Source organism: Thermococcus nautili, assembly GCF_000585495.1.
Lineage (GTDB): Archaea > Methanobacteriota_B > Thermococci > Thermococcales > Thermococcaceae > Thermococcus > Thermococcus nautili.
This window is the reverse complement of the sequence record NZ_CP007264.1, coordinates 1759481-1773085: the sequence shown is the minus strand read 5'-3', so window position 1 is coordinate 1773085 and position 13605 is coordinate 1759481. Positions and strand designations below refer to the sequence as shown.

The 13605-nt window shown below is 56.1% G+C and carries 18 protein-coding genes; 9 read left to right on the top strand and 9 right to left on the bottom strand.

The genetic code is table 11. The features are described 5' to 3' along the window. Positions 1–6: 6 nt before the first annotated feature. The 4 genes from BD01_RS09745 to dph2 form a co-directional block, all read right to left on the bottom strand. Positions 7–1329, bottom strand: coding sequence for an RsmB/NOP family class I SAM-dependent RNA methyltransferase (locus BD01_RS09745; RefSeq protein ID WP_042692513.1), 1323 nt, complete (start codon positions 1327–1329; stop codon positions 7–9). Then, positions 1329–2249 (bottom strand): hypothetical protein, encoded by a 921-nt coding sequence (locus tag BD01_RS09740; RefSeq protein ID WP_042692511.1) that lies wholly within the window; start codon positions 2247–2249, stop codon positions 1329–1331. Before BD01_RS09740 ends, BD01_RS09745 begins: the two co-directional genes overlap by 1 nt. Positions 2250–2326: 77 nt before the next feature. Beyond that, entirely contained in the window at positions 2327–2938 is a 612-nt protein-coding gene (locus BD01_RS09735) for an METTL5 family protein (RefSeq protein WP_042692508.1), read from the bottom strand. Continuing rightward, entirely contained in the window at positions 2935–3969 is a 1035-nt protein-coding gene (gene dph2 / locus BD01_RS09730; protein WP_042692505.1) for a diphthamide biosynthesis enzyme Dph2, read from the bottom strand. Before dph2 ends, BD01_RS09735 begins: the two co-directional genes overlap by 4 nt. A 205-nt stretch (positions 3970–4174) precedes the next feature. Here dph2 and BD01_RS09725 point away from each other — a divergent pair, with 205 nt between their 5' ends. The 7 genes from BD01_RS09725 (at position 4175) to BD01_RS09695 (ending at position 8864) form a co-directional block, all read left to right on the top strand. Further along, positions 4175–4762 (top strand): YiiX/YebB-like N1pC/P60 family cysteine hydrolase, encoded by a 588-nt coding sequence (locus tag BD01_RS09725; RefSeq protein WP_042692504.1) that lies wholly within the window; start codon positions 4175–4177, stop codon positions 4760–4762. Between the two features lie 137 nt (positions 4763–4899). Then, a complete protein-coding gene (locus BD01_RS09720) occupies positions 4900–5514 on the top strand; it encodes a YiiX/YebB-like N1pC/P60 family cysteine hydrolase (RefSeq protein WP_042692501.1) in 615 nt (204 codons plus the stop codon). A gap of 91 nt (positions 5515–5605) precedes the next feature. Then, on the top strand, positions 5606–5926 hold the full coding sequence (locus BD01_RS09715; RefSeq protein ID WP_042692499.1) for a heavy metal-binding domain-containing protein: 321 nt from the start codon (positions 5606–5608) through the stop codon (positions 5924–5926). After that, positions 5926–6912, top strand: coding sequence for a DUF3887 domain-containing protein (locus BD01_RS09710; protein WP_084606337.1), 987 nt, complete (start codon positions 5926–5928; stop codon positions 6910–6912). The genes BD01_RS09715 and BD01_RS09710 overlap by 1 nt, the downstream gene beginning before the upstream one ends. A gap of 41 nt (positions 6913–6953) precedes the next feature. Continuing rightward, on the top strand, positions 6954–7313 hold the full coding sequence (locus BD01_RS09705; protein WP_042692493.1) for a PadR family transcriptional regulator: 360 nt from the start codon (positions 6954–6956) through the stop codon (positions 7311–7313). Continuing rightward, on the top strand, positions 7310–8134 hold the full coding sequence (locus BD01_RS09700; RefSeq protein ID WP_042692491.1) for an SdpI family protein: 825 nt from the start codon (positions 7310–7312) through the stop codon (positions 8132–8134). The genes BD01_RS09705 and BD01_RS09700 overlap by 4 nt, the downstream gene beginning before the upstream one ends. Next, positions 8121–8864, top strand: coding sequence for an SdpI family protein (locus tag BD01_RS09695; RefSeq protein ID WP_042692488.1), 744 nt, complete (start codon positions 8121–8123; stop codon positions 8862–8864). The genes BD01_RS09700 and BD01_RS09695 overlap by 14 nt, the downstream gene beginning before the upstream one ends. Here the strand turns inward: BD01_RS09695 and BD01_RS09690 are convergent. The 4 genes from BD01_RS09690 to BD01_RS09675 are packed head-to-tail and all read right to left on the bottom strand — an operon-like array spanning position 8861 to position 10823. Next, a complete protein-coding gene (locus tag BD01_RS09690; protein WP_042692486.1) occupies positions 8861–9253 on the bottom strand; it encodes an RNA polymerase sigma factor sigma-70 region 4 domain-containing protein in 393 nt (130 codons plus the stop codon). The genes BD01_RS09695 and BD01_RS09690 overlap by 4 nt on opposite strands. Then, a complete protein-coding gene (locus BD01_RS09685) occupies positions 9237–9944 on the bottom strand; it encodes a hypothetical protein (RefSeq protein WP_042692484.1) in 708 nt (235 codons plus the stop codon). The genes BD01_RS09690 and BD01_RS09685 overlap by 17 nt, the downstream gene beginning before the upstream one ends. Further along, positions 9893–10186 carry a hypothetical protein gene (locus tag BD01_RS09680; protein WP_042692481.1) on the bottom strand — a complete coding sequence of 98 codons (294 nt, stop codon included), beginning with the start codon at positions 10184–10186 and terminating at the stop codon, positions 9893–9895. The genes BD01_RS09685 and BD01_RS09680 overlap by 52 nt, the downstream gene beginning before the upstream one ends. Next, on the bottom strand, positions 10167–10823 hold the full coding sequence (locus tag BD01_RS09675; protein ID WP_042692479.1) for a hypothetical protein: 657 nt from the start codon (positions 10821–10823) through the stop codon (positions 10167–10169). The genes BD01_RS09680 and BD01_RS09675 overlap by 20 nt, the downstream gene beginning before the upstream one ends. 93 nt (positions 10824–10916) lie before the next feature. Between BD01_RS09675 and BD01_RS09670 the strand changes: the two genes are divergently transcribed. Beyond that, positions 10917–11681 carry a class I SAM-dependent methyltransferase gene (locus BD01_RS09670; RefSeq protein ID WP_042692476.1) on the top strand — a complete coding sequence of 255 codons (765 nt, stop codon included), beginning with the start codon at positions 10917–10919 and terminating at the stop codon, positions 11679–11681. On the opposite strand, the gene BD01_RS09665 is transcribed toward BD01_RS09670, so the two are convergent. Continuing rightward, positions 11669–12463: a nitrilase gene (locus tag BD01_RS09665; protein ID WP_042692473.1), complete on the bottom strand. Its 795-nt coding sequence runs from the start codon at positions 12461–12463 to the stop codon at positions 11669–11671. The genes BD01_RS09670 and BD01_RS09665 overlap by 13 nt on opposite strands. Before the next feature lie 470 nt (positions 12464–12933). On the opposite strand from BD01_RS09665, the gene BD01_RS09655 reads away from it, so the two are divergent. Then, entirely contained in the window at positions 12934–13581 is a 648-nt protein-coding gene (locus tag BD01_RS09655) for a metallophosphoesterase (protein WP_042692465.1), read from the top strand. Positions 13582–13605 lie beyond the last annotated feature (24 nt).

Below are 13605 nucleotides of genomic sequence, written 5' to 3'. Positions count from 1 at the left end.
CCTATATTAGGCTTTCTCAATCAGCGCGTAGAAGAAGCCTATGGTTTTATGCCTGTGGGGCCAGGCCCTCATCGTGCCGGGCAGGAAGCCCTCATCATAGGGCCCGCCGAGCGGAACGAGCCTCGCGTCGTCGTGCCTCGAAAGGAACCACCTCACGACCTCCTCGTTCTCCTCCGGGAGCATAGAGCAGGTTGAGTAGAGCAACCTCCCGCCGGCCTTCAAAAGCCTCCACGCGCTTTCAAGCAACTCCTTCTGGAGCGCGACGACCTTCGGTATGTTCTTCTCGCGAAGGCGCCACCTCAGCTCGGGGTTCTTAGCGATGGTTCCATCGCTCGTGCACGGTGCATCCAGGAGAACCCTATCGGCGATTCCCTCGCCCAAAACTTCCGGGGCCTTCCTTCCGTCGAGCTTCCTAACTTCCGCAATCTCAACGCCGGCCCACTTCAGGATTTGCCTCATGCGCTTAATCCTCTCGGAATCGACGTCGAAGGCGTAGATTTTTCCCTCGTTTCCCATAAGCTCGGCCATGTGGGCGGTCTTTCCGCCGGGGGCCGCGGCCAAATCAACAACCGTCTCCCCTGGTTCGGGGGAGAGTATCAGGGAAGCGACGGCAGATGCCTCTTCCTGGGGTAACGCGAGACCCTTCTCCATCAGCTTTCCGGGGTTGAAGGGGTCCAGAACGCGGATTACCGTTTCAACGCGCTCGCTCCTCTCGAAGCGGAGGTTTTTCCTCCTCAGGTAGTCCTCAACGTCTTTGACGCTCGCCTTAAGGCGATTGACGCGAAGGCTGACGGGAAGGGTCTCGTTGAGGGCCTTCAGCAGTTCCTCGGCTTCTTCTCCCAAAAGCTCCCTCATCCTCGCTATGAACCACTCGGGGAAGAGGTACTCCCACTTAAGCCTCTTCTCCTCGGAGTCGAGCTTAGGAACGTAGTTTATGATTCTCGGCAGTAGCTCGTAGTAGTAATAGCCCACATACGGGTGCGTCTTGCCCGAGAGGAACTTGGCGAGGCCCCTGAGGTGCTGAAGGGTTTTCTCGTTAGGGTTCCTGAAGACCGCGACCTCAACCGCAACCCTGAGCGCCGCCCTCAGCCAGGGGTCGAGAATTAGGGGAGAAACTCCTACGAGCTCCTCGATTACCTCGTCTATCAACCCGAGCCTCCTCTGAATCGAGTAGAAGATTCCGGTCAGCTTGGAGTTCTCCCAGCCCTCGATTTTGTAGCGCGAGAAGGCCTTCCTCTTGGCGCTCTGGCTCGGTTTAATTACCTCGCCGAGCTTCACCGCTTCAATAAGTGCGTAGAGCTGTCTGTCCGAGAGCTTGAGCTTTGGCATCAGAGCCTACCCCTGTTTCCGTAGGCCTCCCAGGGTGCAGTTGGGATTGTCCCTATAGCGGAGGAAATCATGTAGGCCTCATCCACGAGCCCAAGGCGCATGAGCTCCTCGACGACCCTCTGGGCCTCCCTCGGCCTGACGCGGTAGTAGCGAACCAGGGTTTCCCTGAGCCTGTCGAAGACCTCAACGGCCCTGGCCTTCCTAATCTGGTCGTCGCAGTCAACTATAGTCTTCCTGAGCGCAGGGAGGAGCTCCTTTATGAGGACGTCCATCGAGTACACCGGCGGGAGCTTCGAAATCTTCATTGATGCAACCAGGCCGGCGTCGACGAGCCTCGGCTCCCCGCTCAGCAGTGCCCCAGCAACCCTTTCAACGAGGGTGACCCAGCAGTCCTTGTCTATGGCACCGGTCTCAAGGAGAACCATTGCCACTATTATCGCTTCTCCCGCCGTCCCAGACTTGAGGAGGGCCCTTAACTCGCCGGCAATCCCGTCATCTATGTACGGCGCCATGACGTTGTCAACAACGTTGAGGAGTTCGTCCCACACGACGGCGTTCTTCGTCTCAGCCAGACCCGTTATTGCCCTCACGAGCTTGAGCAACCTGGCACCGTTGAGCGGATTGTTCTTGAGGAGCGCTGAGAGTATGGCGAGCGTCCTCCAGAGAACGCGCGGGTCATCCGTTGAGAGAGCATCAACGAGGGCATCAAAACCAAACTCAAGAATCCTCTTCCTCTCGCGCCAGTTGGAGGTCTGAACGAGTTCCAGAAGGGCTGAAAGTGATGCGAGCTTAACGTCAGGGTCATCTGACTCAACGGCCCGCAGAATCTCAATCAGAGCCTCGTCGCTCTCCCTCGCGAGCCTGATTAAATCCCTCATCTCCCATTTTTTGAGCAGGGAATCCAGCTTACCCCGGGGCATTCACGTCACCGACCTTGATTATATCACTTAGATTATGGTCTGAACCAAATATATTTTTTTCGGCGAAAGTCTTGGGTTTAAGGGGAATACCTTTCGAAGAGGTACAAGTCAACGAGAATCCTCTCCAGTCTCTTCCGGTGGAAAAAGAACTGAGCCGGAATCTCGAAGGGAACGGTCGCCAGCCGAATCGAGGTAAATCCACTGTCGGCAGAGAACTTTTCGATGAAGTTCCTTACCTCAGGCTTCGCGAGGTGGATTGAGTAAACCCTATCGGCGACCTCAAAGGCCTTGAGCAGGAACGGCCGGTCCGCGCCCTTCCTCTGGCTCCCGAAGGGAGGGTTCATCACAACGGTGTCAACCTTCTCCCCGAACTCAGAGACGTCGGCGTTTATGAACTCGACCTCGACACCGGCCCGTTCGGCGTTTCTCCTCGCGACTTCGAGGGCTTTCTCGTCAACCTCGACGGCGTAGACCTTCTCCGCGCCGAGAAGCTTTGCCCCTATCGCGAGAACGCCGGTCCCGGTGCCGAGGTCGGCAACGACCTTTCCAGCGATGTCTCCAGCTGAGTAGGCCAGCCACAGCAGTTCCGCCGCGACGTTTCCGGGAGTTCTGTACTGCTCCAGCTCTGGTTTCGGTTCAGGAAAGCCCTCAAGCTTTGAGAGGAGCATTGCGAGGTGCTTCTTCTTCATCCCCTCACCCCGTGAACCGCTATGCCGAGGGGCTCGTCCTCCCTCCGCTCAACTCCAGGTATCTCATCGAACTCGTAGTCCTCGCGAAGACCGAGGAGGAGCTCCACTTCCCTCGGCGTCAGAACAGGCTTGCGCCAGTTCTCGTAGTCGTCTATCGGAACCCTCGGACAGGCAACGACGACGTACGCATCAAAGGGAAAGCCCTCAAGTTTCGGATAGCTTATGTGGTCCATCGCTATGAGCCTCGCTTCTCTACCGTGCTCTCGAAGGAGCTCAACTACCCGCCTGGCCTCGGCAAGCCTCAGCTGGCCCTTCTTGGTGCTAACCACGACTCCAAAGCTCTTCGCATCCATAGCCTTGGCTATCTGGGCCCACCGCTTTCTTACCAGGCGCTCCGCCTCTTCGTCCATCCAGAGCGCGTCGCCGGAGTAGGGGTTTATCGCCAGGGTCGGCTTCTTGACCGCCAGCGCAACGCCGAGCGGGTGGAAGTAGCCGGCCCCGATGAAGAGAACGCCGTCGGCCTCGACCTTCGCGCTGGAGAAGTTGCACCCGAGCACCTGGCCGGGCCAGCTTACCCTCGAGTCGCCTTTCCCGATGAGCACCTCGAATCCGTTTTCCTCGAGGAATTCCCGCGCCTCGTCGAGTCTGTGAACGTGCTGGGCGGTGGTTACGAGCGCTATCCTCCTTCCAAGCTTCCGAATCTCCTCAATGTTCTTTTCAAGGGCGGGAACGAGTTCGACCTTCGCGAAGGCGGGGACAAAGATTGTCGGCACCTCAAGGTTCAGGCGCATGTAGCTGTGCCCGAGGTGGATTAAGGCGTCGCAGCCGAGCCTTTTGGCATCGGAATCGGCGGGGTCGCAGGCCCCGTAGTTTATCTCGCCGTGCAGGATGACGGCTAAACCGTTCTCCTCAAGGAAGCGAGCGAGCTCTTCGGTTTCCCGTCTCAGCCCTTCGGGGGACTGTATGAGAACGCATCTCGCACCGAGTTTTCTCAGCTCCTTCAGTATCTCGCCGTGCGGAACCTCGTGCATTCGACCACCTTGGGGTAATACTCGAAGGGGGTTTAAATGGGCATCGCAATGATTCGCTCCCCACGAATGGACATCCACCCCGTGGACGTAAGAGTGCAACCTCTTGGTGAACAAGTTCATGCATTGTATAACAACAGTGGGCAACCAAAATCTTTATTAGTCATTAATGTCCAAGTTTTTCTCACAATCTCGAGGTGGTGGTCAAATGAGGAAGATAGGTGCAATACTGGGGCTCCTGTTTTTGACTGCGATGTTGAACCCGGTAGCGGCTTCGGGAAGCAAGGGCGACGCCGACTACTGGCATCCATACCCGGGGAACGTTATCCCCGGCGACATAGTTATCGGCCACAACCCCAACAGCGACCCGTTCATCCCCGGGTACTGGACCCACACGGGAATGATAGCATACTTCGACTACAGCGCCAATGACTGGGTCGTTGTTGAGGCCTGGGACGACCCGAGCGCCGTTAGGCTTGTCTACCTCTCGGACTTCCTCAGAAGGTACGATACCGTTGCCGTCCTCCGCGTGGCAACCTCGGACTACGTGAGGCAGAACGCGGTGTACTTCGCGCTTCAGCAGCTTGGAAAGCCCTACGACTGGGGCTGGTGGACGAAGGAGGTTTACGGGGACAGCTACTACTGCTCCGAACTGGTCTGGGCAGCCTACATAGCTGCAGGAGGGCCCGACATTGACGCCAATCCGGGCTGGACATGGACGTACCTCAACGGTGTGGCTCCCCAGGAGGTCTACGATGATTCAGACACCTATGTCGTTTACTATCACTCAGACTGACGAAACATCTTCTTTCAACTTTTCAGTTTCTTCCCAACGTTTTTGAGGCCCGGAACTGGAAAACCGTACGAAACGACGACATAATTTTATTAAAACCTCGGTACCCAGTACAGACGCAACAATCAGGAGGTGGTCGAATGAAGAGGGCTGGAATAATGGCCCTGGCGGTTCTGGTTCTCTTCGCCAGCCTGCCAGCGGCCAGTGCCGGAGACCTTGTGAACTACATATGGAACACCAAGACCTACGAGCACCCGTACCCAACGGACGTGAAGCCCGGAGACCTCGTGTACGGCCACAACCCGGACCTTTTCAACGCCCTGATTCCCGGCTACTGGGTTCATGTTGCTATAGTGGCATGGTACAACGAGAGCATAAACGACTGGATGGTTATCGAGGCTAAAATCGGAAAGGGAGTCATAATAACTCCCCTCAGGGTTTTCCTCAGCAGGTACCAAACCGTTGCCCTCCAGAGGGTCAGGGTTGACGACTCTATAAGGGAGAAGGCGGTCGCCTTTGCCTACCAGCAGCTTGGAAAGCCCTACAACTACGACTACTTCAGCAAGCCGAAGGTCTACGACGACAAATACTACTGCTCCCAGCTCGTCTGGGCGGCTTATCTCGTCGCCAGCAACTTCCAGGTCAACCTCGACGAGAACGACGGGGCCTGGAGCTGGAAGTACTTCTACGCCGTCGCCCCCCAGGAGGTTTACGACGACCCCATGACCTACACCATCTACTACGACGAGGCCTGAATGGCCATTCCCTTCTTTTTCTTCCGGCGCAAGGTTTTTATGTTCTTGAGCTCAACTATACCTCGAAGTTCGATGCATCGAGGTGATGGGTATGATTGTTGTAACTACCGAAACCGTTCCAGGATATCGGATTGTGGAGGTCAAGGGAATAGCGAGGGGCGGCGTAGTTATGGCCACCCACCTGGGCAGGGACATCCTGGCGGGGCTGAGAAACCTCGTTGGGGGCGAAGTCAAGGAATACACCGAGATGATGGCCCAGGCAAGAGAGATAGCCCTGCAGAGACTCATTCAGAGCGCGGAGGAAATGGGCGCGAACGCGATAGTTGGGATGCGCTTCATGACCTCTAACGTCGGTCAAAGGATGGCCGAGATCTACGCCTTTGGAACGGCCGTTGTGATAGAGCCGGAGTGATGCTTATGAAGCGCCTTCTGGCGGTTCTCGTTTTTCTGCTTTTCCTTGGCTACGTCTCGGCGCTGACGCCGCAGGAGGCCATGATGGAAGCCTGGAAGACTGGGAACTACTCCCTGGTTGAGCCGTACCTCAGCGGGGACATGAGGAAGGCCTTCACCGAAAAGACGTTCAGTACAATCCGGGAAGGAATGGTGAAGGAATACGGACCGGTTAAAGGCTACGAGCTTGAGAAAACTGAGGAAAAGGGCGGTTATCAAATCTACTACTACCGCGTCATAGCCGAGAAAGGCAACTACACGGTGAGCGTGACGGTAAAGGATGGAAAAGTTGAAGGCTTCCACTTTGCCCCCAAATTCAACCCTGAGAAGGCCCTCTACCCGCTTCTCGGCGGACTGCTCGGTTTACTGCTCCTCTGGGCCTACCTAAGGAAATTCCATGCTGGGGAGCTCATCCTTGGAGCCGTCCTTATACTCCCGGTGCTGGTCGTCCAGCCCCCTCTGCAAATGCTTCCCGGATACGCGGGGATAAGCAACGCAGTGCTTGCCGTCCTCTGGAGCGGCCTGATTGCGGGTCTGGTTCAGGAACAGCTCAAGTACTACTTCTCCCGCGACAAGACCCTCGGAAGGGCAGTTTACATCGGGGCCGGCTTTGGTCTCGGTGAAGCCATCTACGTGGCAACAATCTCAGCCCTCTTCGGCGGCTCTCTTCTGGGCCTCCTCGAAAGGGCCCTCACGCTCCTCTTCCATGCCTCCACGACGGCCCTCTTCGCATACTCCTACAGAAACGGCTGGGGTGGAAAGGCCCTGCTCGCGATGGTGCTCGTCCACTGGCTAACGGACAGCATAGCGGCCTACTGGCACGTTAATCCCTCGACCGCTGTCCTTGTTGCAGGATACGCGGTGATGCTCCTCACGGCCCTGGCGATACTCCCGAAACTCCTCCCGCTGGCAAGGACTGAAAGCGAGGAGCCAGAAGTAAGGTGGTGAACCTTTTTATTTTTCCTCCCATCTCCCGAGGGGGCAGTAAGTTGCTCGGCGGCGGTAAGGAAAAGGCCCTGCGGAAGCTCAAAAAGGACCTGCGCTCCGGACTTTACTCCTACCTAGTCCTCTCGCTCCTTGAGAAGGAGGGCGAGCTTCACGGCTACGCTATAAGGAAAAAGCTCGGCGAGCTGAGCGACGGCAAACTCGTCCCGAGCGAAGGGGCTCTGTACGACATTTTGAAGAGCCTGAAGAAGTACAAGCTCGTTGAGGACTTCTGGGTGGAGGTGGGCGGAAGGCCGAGAAAGTACTACCGCCTCACAGACCTCGGGGGAGAAGTTCTGCTGGAGCTGAGGGAGGAGGTAACGAGGATTAAACGAACCCTTGAGAGGCTGGAGGGGTTGGAATGAACGAGAAGGCCTTTGAGGTGTTTGTTTCTCTGAGTTTGCTCCTCGGTGGACTGCTGACCCTTGTCTTTCGAAGAAGGCGCAACGTTCTGATAGGATTTAGGATAGGCTACACCTGGCACTCGGAGAGGGTCTGGGAGAAGGTGAACACCTTCGCGGGAGTTTTTTCAATAGCGTATTCGCTAATCCTGTTCGTTCTGGCGCTCTACGGCATTTCGATGAACGTGTTTATCCTCATAATGGTAGCTTTCGTTGTGTCTGAAGTTCTCCTCGGCTTTTGGATGGCGAGGCGCGAGTACGAGCTCGAAGAGCTCTCCAAGGAGGCCCCCGAAAAGCCCCCTACGGCAGGTGAAAGTGAAGTGAAGAACGAGTTGGGAGAAACGAGTGTAAAGTCTTACCTCCTCCTTCAGCTCGGCTTTTTGACCTTCTACCTTCTACTAGTTGCCCTCCTGTGGGACAGACTTCCGGAGAGGGTTGCCAGCCACTTCAACGCGAGAGGAGAACCGGACAGCTATTCGAGCAGGTTCTGGGGGATGGTTGGCGTTCCGATACTGGCATGGCTTCTTCCGTTAGTTCTCACGATTCCGGCTAAGGAACCGGGATTTTTCGCGAGGGTCACCTTCTACCCGAAGAGCCTGAGGGCGTGGTGCGGATTCACGACGCTCCTGAGCGGCGGAATGGTCTTCGTTTTCACGCTCGCCCTTCTCTACAACGCGGGACTCCTCCCGAGCAACGCAATAACCTACGGGGCAATCCTCTTCCTCGGCGTCATTCTCTTCGCGGTTTACAGACTCCTTACGGTGAGGCCGGATGAACGGATATGAGCTCCTAAGAATCCTCTATGGGCTGTTCCTTGGCATTTTCCTTATAATCGCGGGAGTCCTGACTTTCACGTCCAAGGGCGAGCCAGGGATAGGCTTCAGGATAGGCTACACCTACCTCTCGGAGAGGGCGCGGAGAAAAGCCAACCGAGTTTCAGGGATTGGGATTGTTCTAACGGGGATAGCACTCATCGTCCTCTCGTCTTTCCTGCCGATGCCCTGGCTCATGGCCGTTGTAGCCCTCGGCCTCGGCGTAACCGTCCTGCTCGCTTACCTCGTGGCAAAGCGCGAGTACGAACTTGAGGAGCTCTCCAAAGAGGCATCGGAGAAACCCGGGAGGAGGATAGAACCCCCGAGGGTCGGAAAGTACCTCATCCTTCAGCTCATGTTCGCCGGCGTTTCCTTCACGCTCATTCTCACAGGGGAAGTCCCGAGGGACCCGGGGATTCTCCTGGTCGCCAGCATCCAGCTCTTCCTCCTTGCGCTTACTGTTCTCGTTTCCCGGCCCCTCGTCTTCCAGCTCGCTCCCAAGTTCAAGGGGAAGATGGCGCTCGGCTTCGCGAGGGCGATGACGGTGGTATCGGCGATGGTAGCGCTTCAGCTGGTGGTTGTTGTGTTAAAGCCCGGAGCGAGCCCACTCCTCCTAATCCTCATGCTCCTCGTCTCCCTGGGCGCGGTATTCTACGCGGCCTTCATAGCTTTGACGAGCGCCTACGAGGAGGGTTACTATTAGCTCTCAAGGGCATTGATTAGCTTCTTCGGCTCGGGTTCGTCAACGATTCCCAGCTCGACCGCGTGCTTCAGAATGTAGTCCGGGAAATCTTCCCCAAAGAAAGCCCTGACCCCCTTTCCCGGAAGGTAGAAGGCGTAAACGCGTACGTTCTTCCCGGCGCACCGGCCCCTCGCGACCATGAAACCCTTCTCAGCGTTGACTCTAACTATCTCCCATGAGAAGACCTCAGCCAGGCCAAAGAAGGCCTCGAAGAGCTTCACCCGGGCGTCCTTCAGGGCCTTGTTGACTGCCTGCCTTGAAACCCCGAGTTCCCTCGCTATATCCACCTCGCGCATACCACGAGCTTTCATGAGCCAGACTCGCTCCATCGCCTCAGGGAGCCGGAACATTCCCATCACCGCTCATGAGCCGTTTCAGGCTTTCCATGAACTCTTCTATTTCGCTTTCGTAGAGGGAGGCGACAAAGTAAGTGCCAGTTTCCGTTACAATGACGACAGTCCTTTCCCTGAAGTCCGTGAGGTAGAAGAACCCTATCACGATGGTCATGAGAACGTAGAGGGGGTAATCCTCAACCCCAATCCACCGAGCCAAGCCAGACATTACGATACCAAGGGCGAAGATTGTAAGCACGCACCACCTCTTGGCTTTCTTGGGGAACAGAAACGGTAGGAGTGTCATGAGCCCCCAGTACACCCACCCGAACCACACGAAAGACCAGCGGGGGTCGATAATAAATCCGAGTGTTCCCACACCAATCCAGAGGAGCGTTAGGGGAATAGCGGGCTTGGAGTATCTCAGTGGGAGAACGCCCTCAGCCCTTTCAAGGTCAACGACTTCTATAATCTCCTCCGGGGCTATTTCAACCCGGAACAAAGTAACGGGCCACCCGATTTCAAGAACCAGCCTCTTTCCATCGACCTTCACCCGTCTACCGAAAAGCAGGGTCGGCAGGCTGAGCCAGAAGAGAGCTCCCGCTATGGTTGCGAGAGTTTCAATCCCGGTCAGCAGTGAGCAGAGGTACAACCCTCCTATGGTTCCCGTGAGTAGCCACTCACTCCAATGCCCGCCGAAGCGAACCATATAATCACCTCGTCAACCTCATCGAGAGGGACTTCCTTCCTCGAAAGCGGAACAGGCCGGCTAATCCTCACAACTATCCGGCCACGCTCGATTCTGGTGTCGGTGGTCAGGGAGGTGTAAACCACGAGCCAGAAGGCGAGGGCCATGAGTGCCCAGCCGACGTTATCACCCAAGAGGAAGGAGACCGCAAGCAGGATAAATGGAAGGAGCAGAAGGGGATGGTCAATCATCATGAGGGGCATTGACCAGCACCCCCATCAACTTTCTGGAATCCCCACAGAGGAGCAGATAGCTCCTTCTTCCCGCCCGTATCACAACGCCATCCCTCAGAAGCAGGTTCATGAGCGAGAGTGTTCCAGTACCCCAGACGAAGAACATCGCGGGCAGGGCTTCTCTGTTAACGAGAACAAGTGGAAGCGACACCAGGAGGGGAACGAGAACCGAGGGGCCAGGCCTTTCCTTCAGCACCTTCAGCGGGAGGAGTATAATCTCGGAGTACATGGCTATCCAGTAGAGGAGAGCGGGAAGAAGGATGGAAGCTTCAGTCCCCCTCCTCAAAAGAATCAGCAGACTCAGGACGAGGAAGAAGGGCTCCAGAATCAGGGGAGCCGCCCACTTAACCAGCCTCCCCCGCTCAAGCTCGCTCAGGCAGAGGATTTCGTCAACGTCAGAGACCCGGACTTTGAAGAGGGCATACCTCAGAACCAGACCCCCGTCGATTACGACGTCCCTCCCTGTGGAGGCTATTACAAGGGCAACCCCAGCGAGGAACGCACTTCCAGATTTCGACAGGAGGGAAACCACTATCAGGAGCCACCCGACCACTCTCAGAACCAGAGGTTTTCCGGTCGATGGAAATGGAAAGCAGTCGAGCTTCATACCACCACCTTGTCAACTTATGTAAGTTGACAAAGCTCTTAAGCCTTTCGATGGGTTTAAAACCAATCCGCGAGAACGTTCAACGGTGGGACGATGGAGGAGCTCTACCGCTATTTGAGAACCTTCATGGACCCCAAGAGCGAGGCCGCTCAAAACCGCTTCATCGGACTGCGCTCCTTCTTCAACTGGGCCGTCAAGGAGGGCCTGTTCCCAGAGAGGAGGAAGCTTAGAATCCTCGACCTCTGCGCCGGAACGGGTATAGCCGGTGGAGCACTCTATGAGACGCTCCGAGAGTGGGGCTACGGGGCTTCCCTGACCGTTGTCGACAAGAGGAAAGAAGATTTGCTCCTCGTCGAGGAGTGGGTGAGCGGGGAGGTTTACGGAGCCGTTATGGACTGCCTCGACGATTTGAGAAGGCTCGGGAAGTTCGATATAGCCCTAATCTTTGGATACACGATGCCCCACTTCGACCCGTTTCAAACGGCCGAACTCTTCAGGAACGTCGCGAGGGTTCTCGAAGGCGACGGGGTCTTCCTGCTTGAAGAGATGGACCGCTTTGGGACGTTCTTCTACAGGAGAGCCTACCGCGAGATTGTGCCGGAAGTTCGGGGCGAGGACTATACGGTAATCTCGCTTGATGAAGGCTATAATCCTGTGAGGGGAGTCATCAAGAGGGGCTACTACAAGTTGCCAGGCTGGGAGAGGATTGGAGAAATCGAGACGCGCTACTGGGATTTAGCTGGCTTAGCCGGCATCGGTAAGGCCCTCTTCGAGGAGGCGAGGATAATAAGGAAAAGCGAGCACGGCGTTGTGAACGTCGGCGATATAATCTACCTCGGGAAGCCTTACAGGACGTAATACTGCGGCCGTCTGTCCTTGAAGATATCGTTGAGCTCGTTCAGCCTCTTGTCCCTCGCCAGCTCAAGGTCTATCTCAACGACTCCCACTTCTTCCCTATCCTCGCTTCCCATCGCCAGGACCTCGGCCTTCGGCGAGGCTATCGTGCTCTTGCCGATGAACTTCAAGCCCCGCTCCTCACCGATTCTGTTGGCCGTTATCGTGTAAACGCGGTTCTCCAAGGCCCTAATCGGCATTGCCCTCGGGGCGTAGGGCATGACGAGGTTGCTCGGGTGCGCTATTATCTCAGCTCCCTTCAAAGCTAAAGTCCTCGCGCTCTCCGGGAAGAACCAGTCGAAGCATATCATAATACCAACCTTCGCGACCCCGATGTTGAAGACGTGGAAGCCGAGGTTCCCGGGCCTGAAGAAGAGCTTCTCGCGGTTGAAGAGGTGAACCTTCCGGTATTTCCCGATGTAGCCCCAGCCGACGGGACCAACCACAACCGCCGAGTTGTAGAGGTTCCCGCGCTCGTCCTTTTCGGCCGTTCCTGCAACTATGAAGACTTCATTCTCCCTTGCGAGCTCGACGAGGAACTCGGTCGTCGGCCCGTCGGGAATCTCGCCGGCAACTTCAGATACCTCGCTTTTACTCTCGAAGTTGTAGCCGGTGTCGAAGAGCTCGGGCAGAACGACGAGCTTTGCCCCCTCCTTAACAGCCTCGCCGATGAGCTTCTCGGCCTTAGAGTAGTTCTTTTCGGGGTCGAGGAAAGCCGGCTCCATCTGGACGTAGGCGACCTTCATGATACCACCCCATAAAGTTCGCCCCGGAATAGATAAGCTTAGCGGAGGCGGAAACGAAGCGTGTCCGAGACGTTTATGGGCCAAACTTTTTATAATCCATGCAAAAACAGCCTATTCAATGAATGCGATAGCTTCAACAACGCAAAGATAGAACACACGGTGGAACGAAGTCAAAAATTCAAACAAACATGATAGATGTGAGAAAAATACCGCGAACCAAGAGGAGTTTCTGAACCGCTCACGCCCCGATTGGAGGGCCGAGAGGGCTTCTCGACCCGATGGGAAAAGCTTAAAAAGGGACTCCCGGAGCTAACCCCGGAGAGAAACTCAGGGGTGATGCTCATGAAGAGACGCCCAAGGAAATGGAAGAAGAAGGGAAGGATGAGGTGGAAGTGGATTAAGAAGAGGATTAGGCGCCTCAAGAGGCAGCGCAGGAAGGAGCGCGGGCTCATCTGAAGCCCGGTGATTCTATGTCTCCTTTTTCCGACTTTGAGAGTTTATCCCTTTTGCTCGACACCTCCCTCGGAAGAACCCTTCTGATAGCTGACCCGCATATAGGCTTCGAGCTTTCCCGGGGATTAAGGATTAAAACGGGCTTCGAGGAAAGTCTGGCTCGGTTCATCGTGGAAAGCGGTGCCGACGCTTTGATAATCCTCGGCGACGTGAAAGAACCACTCGGCCTGAGCTTCCGCCTGAAGGAAATGCTCCTGCGCTTCTTCTCGGCGCTGAAGGACGTTAGGATAATTGTGACCAGGGGCAACCACGACGGAAGAATCGAGGAGGTAACCGGGAAGTTCCCCAACGTCGAGGTTCGGGAGCACTTACTGCTCGACGGGAAGCTCTTCCTCCACGGCCACACGAGACTGCCAAAGATAGAGTTCGAGGAGGCCTTCCTCGGCCACGCGCATCCTGCTTACACCCTGAAGTCCGGCGGTGTTGCGAGGAAGGTGAAGGTCTTCGCGAGGGTTAATGAATTCCTCGTCCTCCCGACGGTCAATCCTTACATTGAGGGCTTCGACGTGAGGGAAGGAATTAAACTCGTCCCGTTCCTCAGGAAAGCGAGGGAGATTGAGCTCTTCCTCCCTGAGGGCCTCTACCTCGGGAGGCTAGAACTTTAGGAAAACCCTTATTAAGACCTATGC

Coding starts and splice junctions, on each gene's coding strand:
- BD01_RS09745 (WP_042692513.1), bottom strand. CDS start 1,329: ATGCCAAAGCTCAAGCTCTCGGACAGACAGCTCTACGCACTTATTGAA.
- BD01_RS09740 (WP_042692511.1), bottom strand. CDS start 2,249: ATGCCCCGGGGTAAGCTGGATTCCCTGCTCAAAAAATGGGAGATGAGG.
- BD01_RS09735 (WP_042692508.1), bottom strand. CDS start 2,938: ATGAAGAAGAAGCACCTCGCAATGCTCCTCTCAAAGCTTGAGGGCTTT.
- dph2 (WP_042692505.1), bottom strand. CDS start 3,969: ATGCACGAGGTTCCGCACGGCGAGATACTGAAGGAGCTGAGAAAACTC.
- BD01_RS09725 (WP_042692504.1), top strand. CDS start 4,175: ATGAGGAAGATAGGTGCAATACTGGGGCTCCTGTTTTTGACTGCGATG.
- BD01_RS09720 (WP_042692501.1), top strand. CDS start 4,900: ATGAAGAGGGCTGGAATAATGGCCCTGGCGGTTCTGGTTCTCTTCGCC.
- BD01_RS09715 (WP_042692499.1), top strand. CDS start 5,606: ATGATTGTTGTAACTACCGAAACCGTTCCAGGATATCGGATTGTGGAG.
- BD01_RS09710 (WP_084606337.1), top strand. CDS start 5,926: ATGCTTATGAAGCGCCTTCTGGCGGTTCTCGTTTTTCTGCTTTTCCTT.
- BD01_RS09700 (WP_042692491.1), top strand. CDS start 7,310: ATGAACGAGAAGGCCTTTGAGGTGTTTGTTTCTCTGAGTTTGCTCCTC.
- BD01_RS09695 (WP_042692488.1), top strand. CDS start 8,121: ATGAACGGATATGAGCTCCTAAGAATCCTCTATGGGCTGTTCCTTGGC.
- BD01_RS09690 (WP_042692486.1), bottom strand. CDS start 9,253: ATGTTCCGGCTCCCTGAGGCGATGGAGCGAGTCTGGCTCATGAAAGCT.
- BD01_RS09685 (WP_042692484.1), bottom strand. CDS start 9,944: ATGGTTCGCTTCGGCGGGCATTGGAGTGAGTGGCTACTCACGGGAACC.
- BD01_RS09680 (WP_042692481.1), bottom strand. CDS start 10,186: ATGCCCCTCATGATGATTGACCATCCCCTTCTGCTCCTTCCATTTATC.
- BD01_RS09675 (WP_042692479.1), bottom strand. CDS start 10,823: ATGAAGCTCGACTGCTTTCCATTTCCATCGACCGGAAAACCTCTGGTT.
- BD01_RS09670 (WP_042692476.1), top strand. CDS start 10,917: ATGGAGGAGCTCTACCGCTATTTGAGAACCTTCATGGACCCCAAGAGC.
- BD01_RS09665 (WP_042692473.1), bottom strand. CDS start 12,463: ATGAAGGTCGCCTACGTCCAGATGGAGCCGGCTTTCCTCGACCCCGAA.
- BD01_RS09655 (WP_042692465.1), top strand. CDS start 12,934: ATGTCTCCTTTTTCCGACTTTGAGAGTTTATCCCTTTTGCTCGACACC.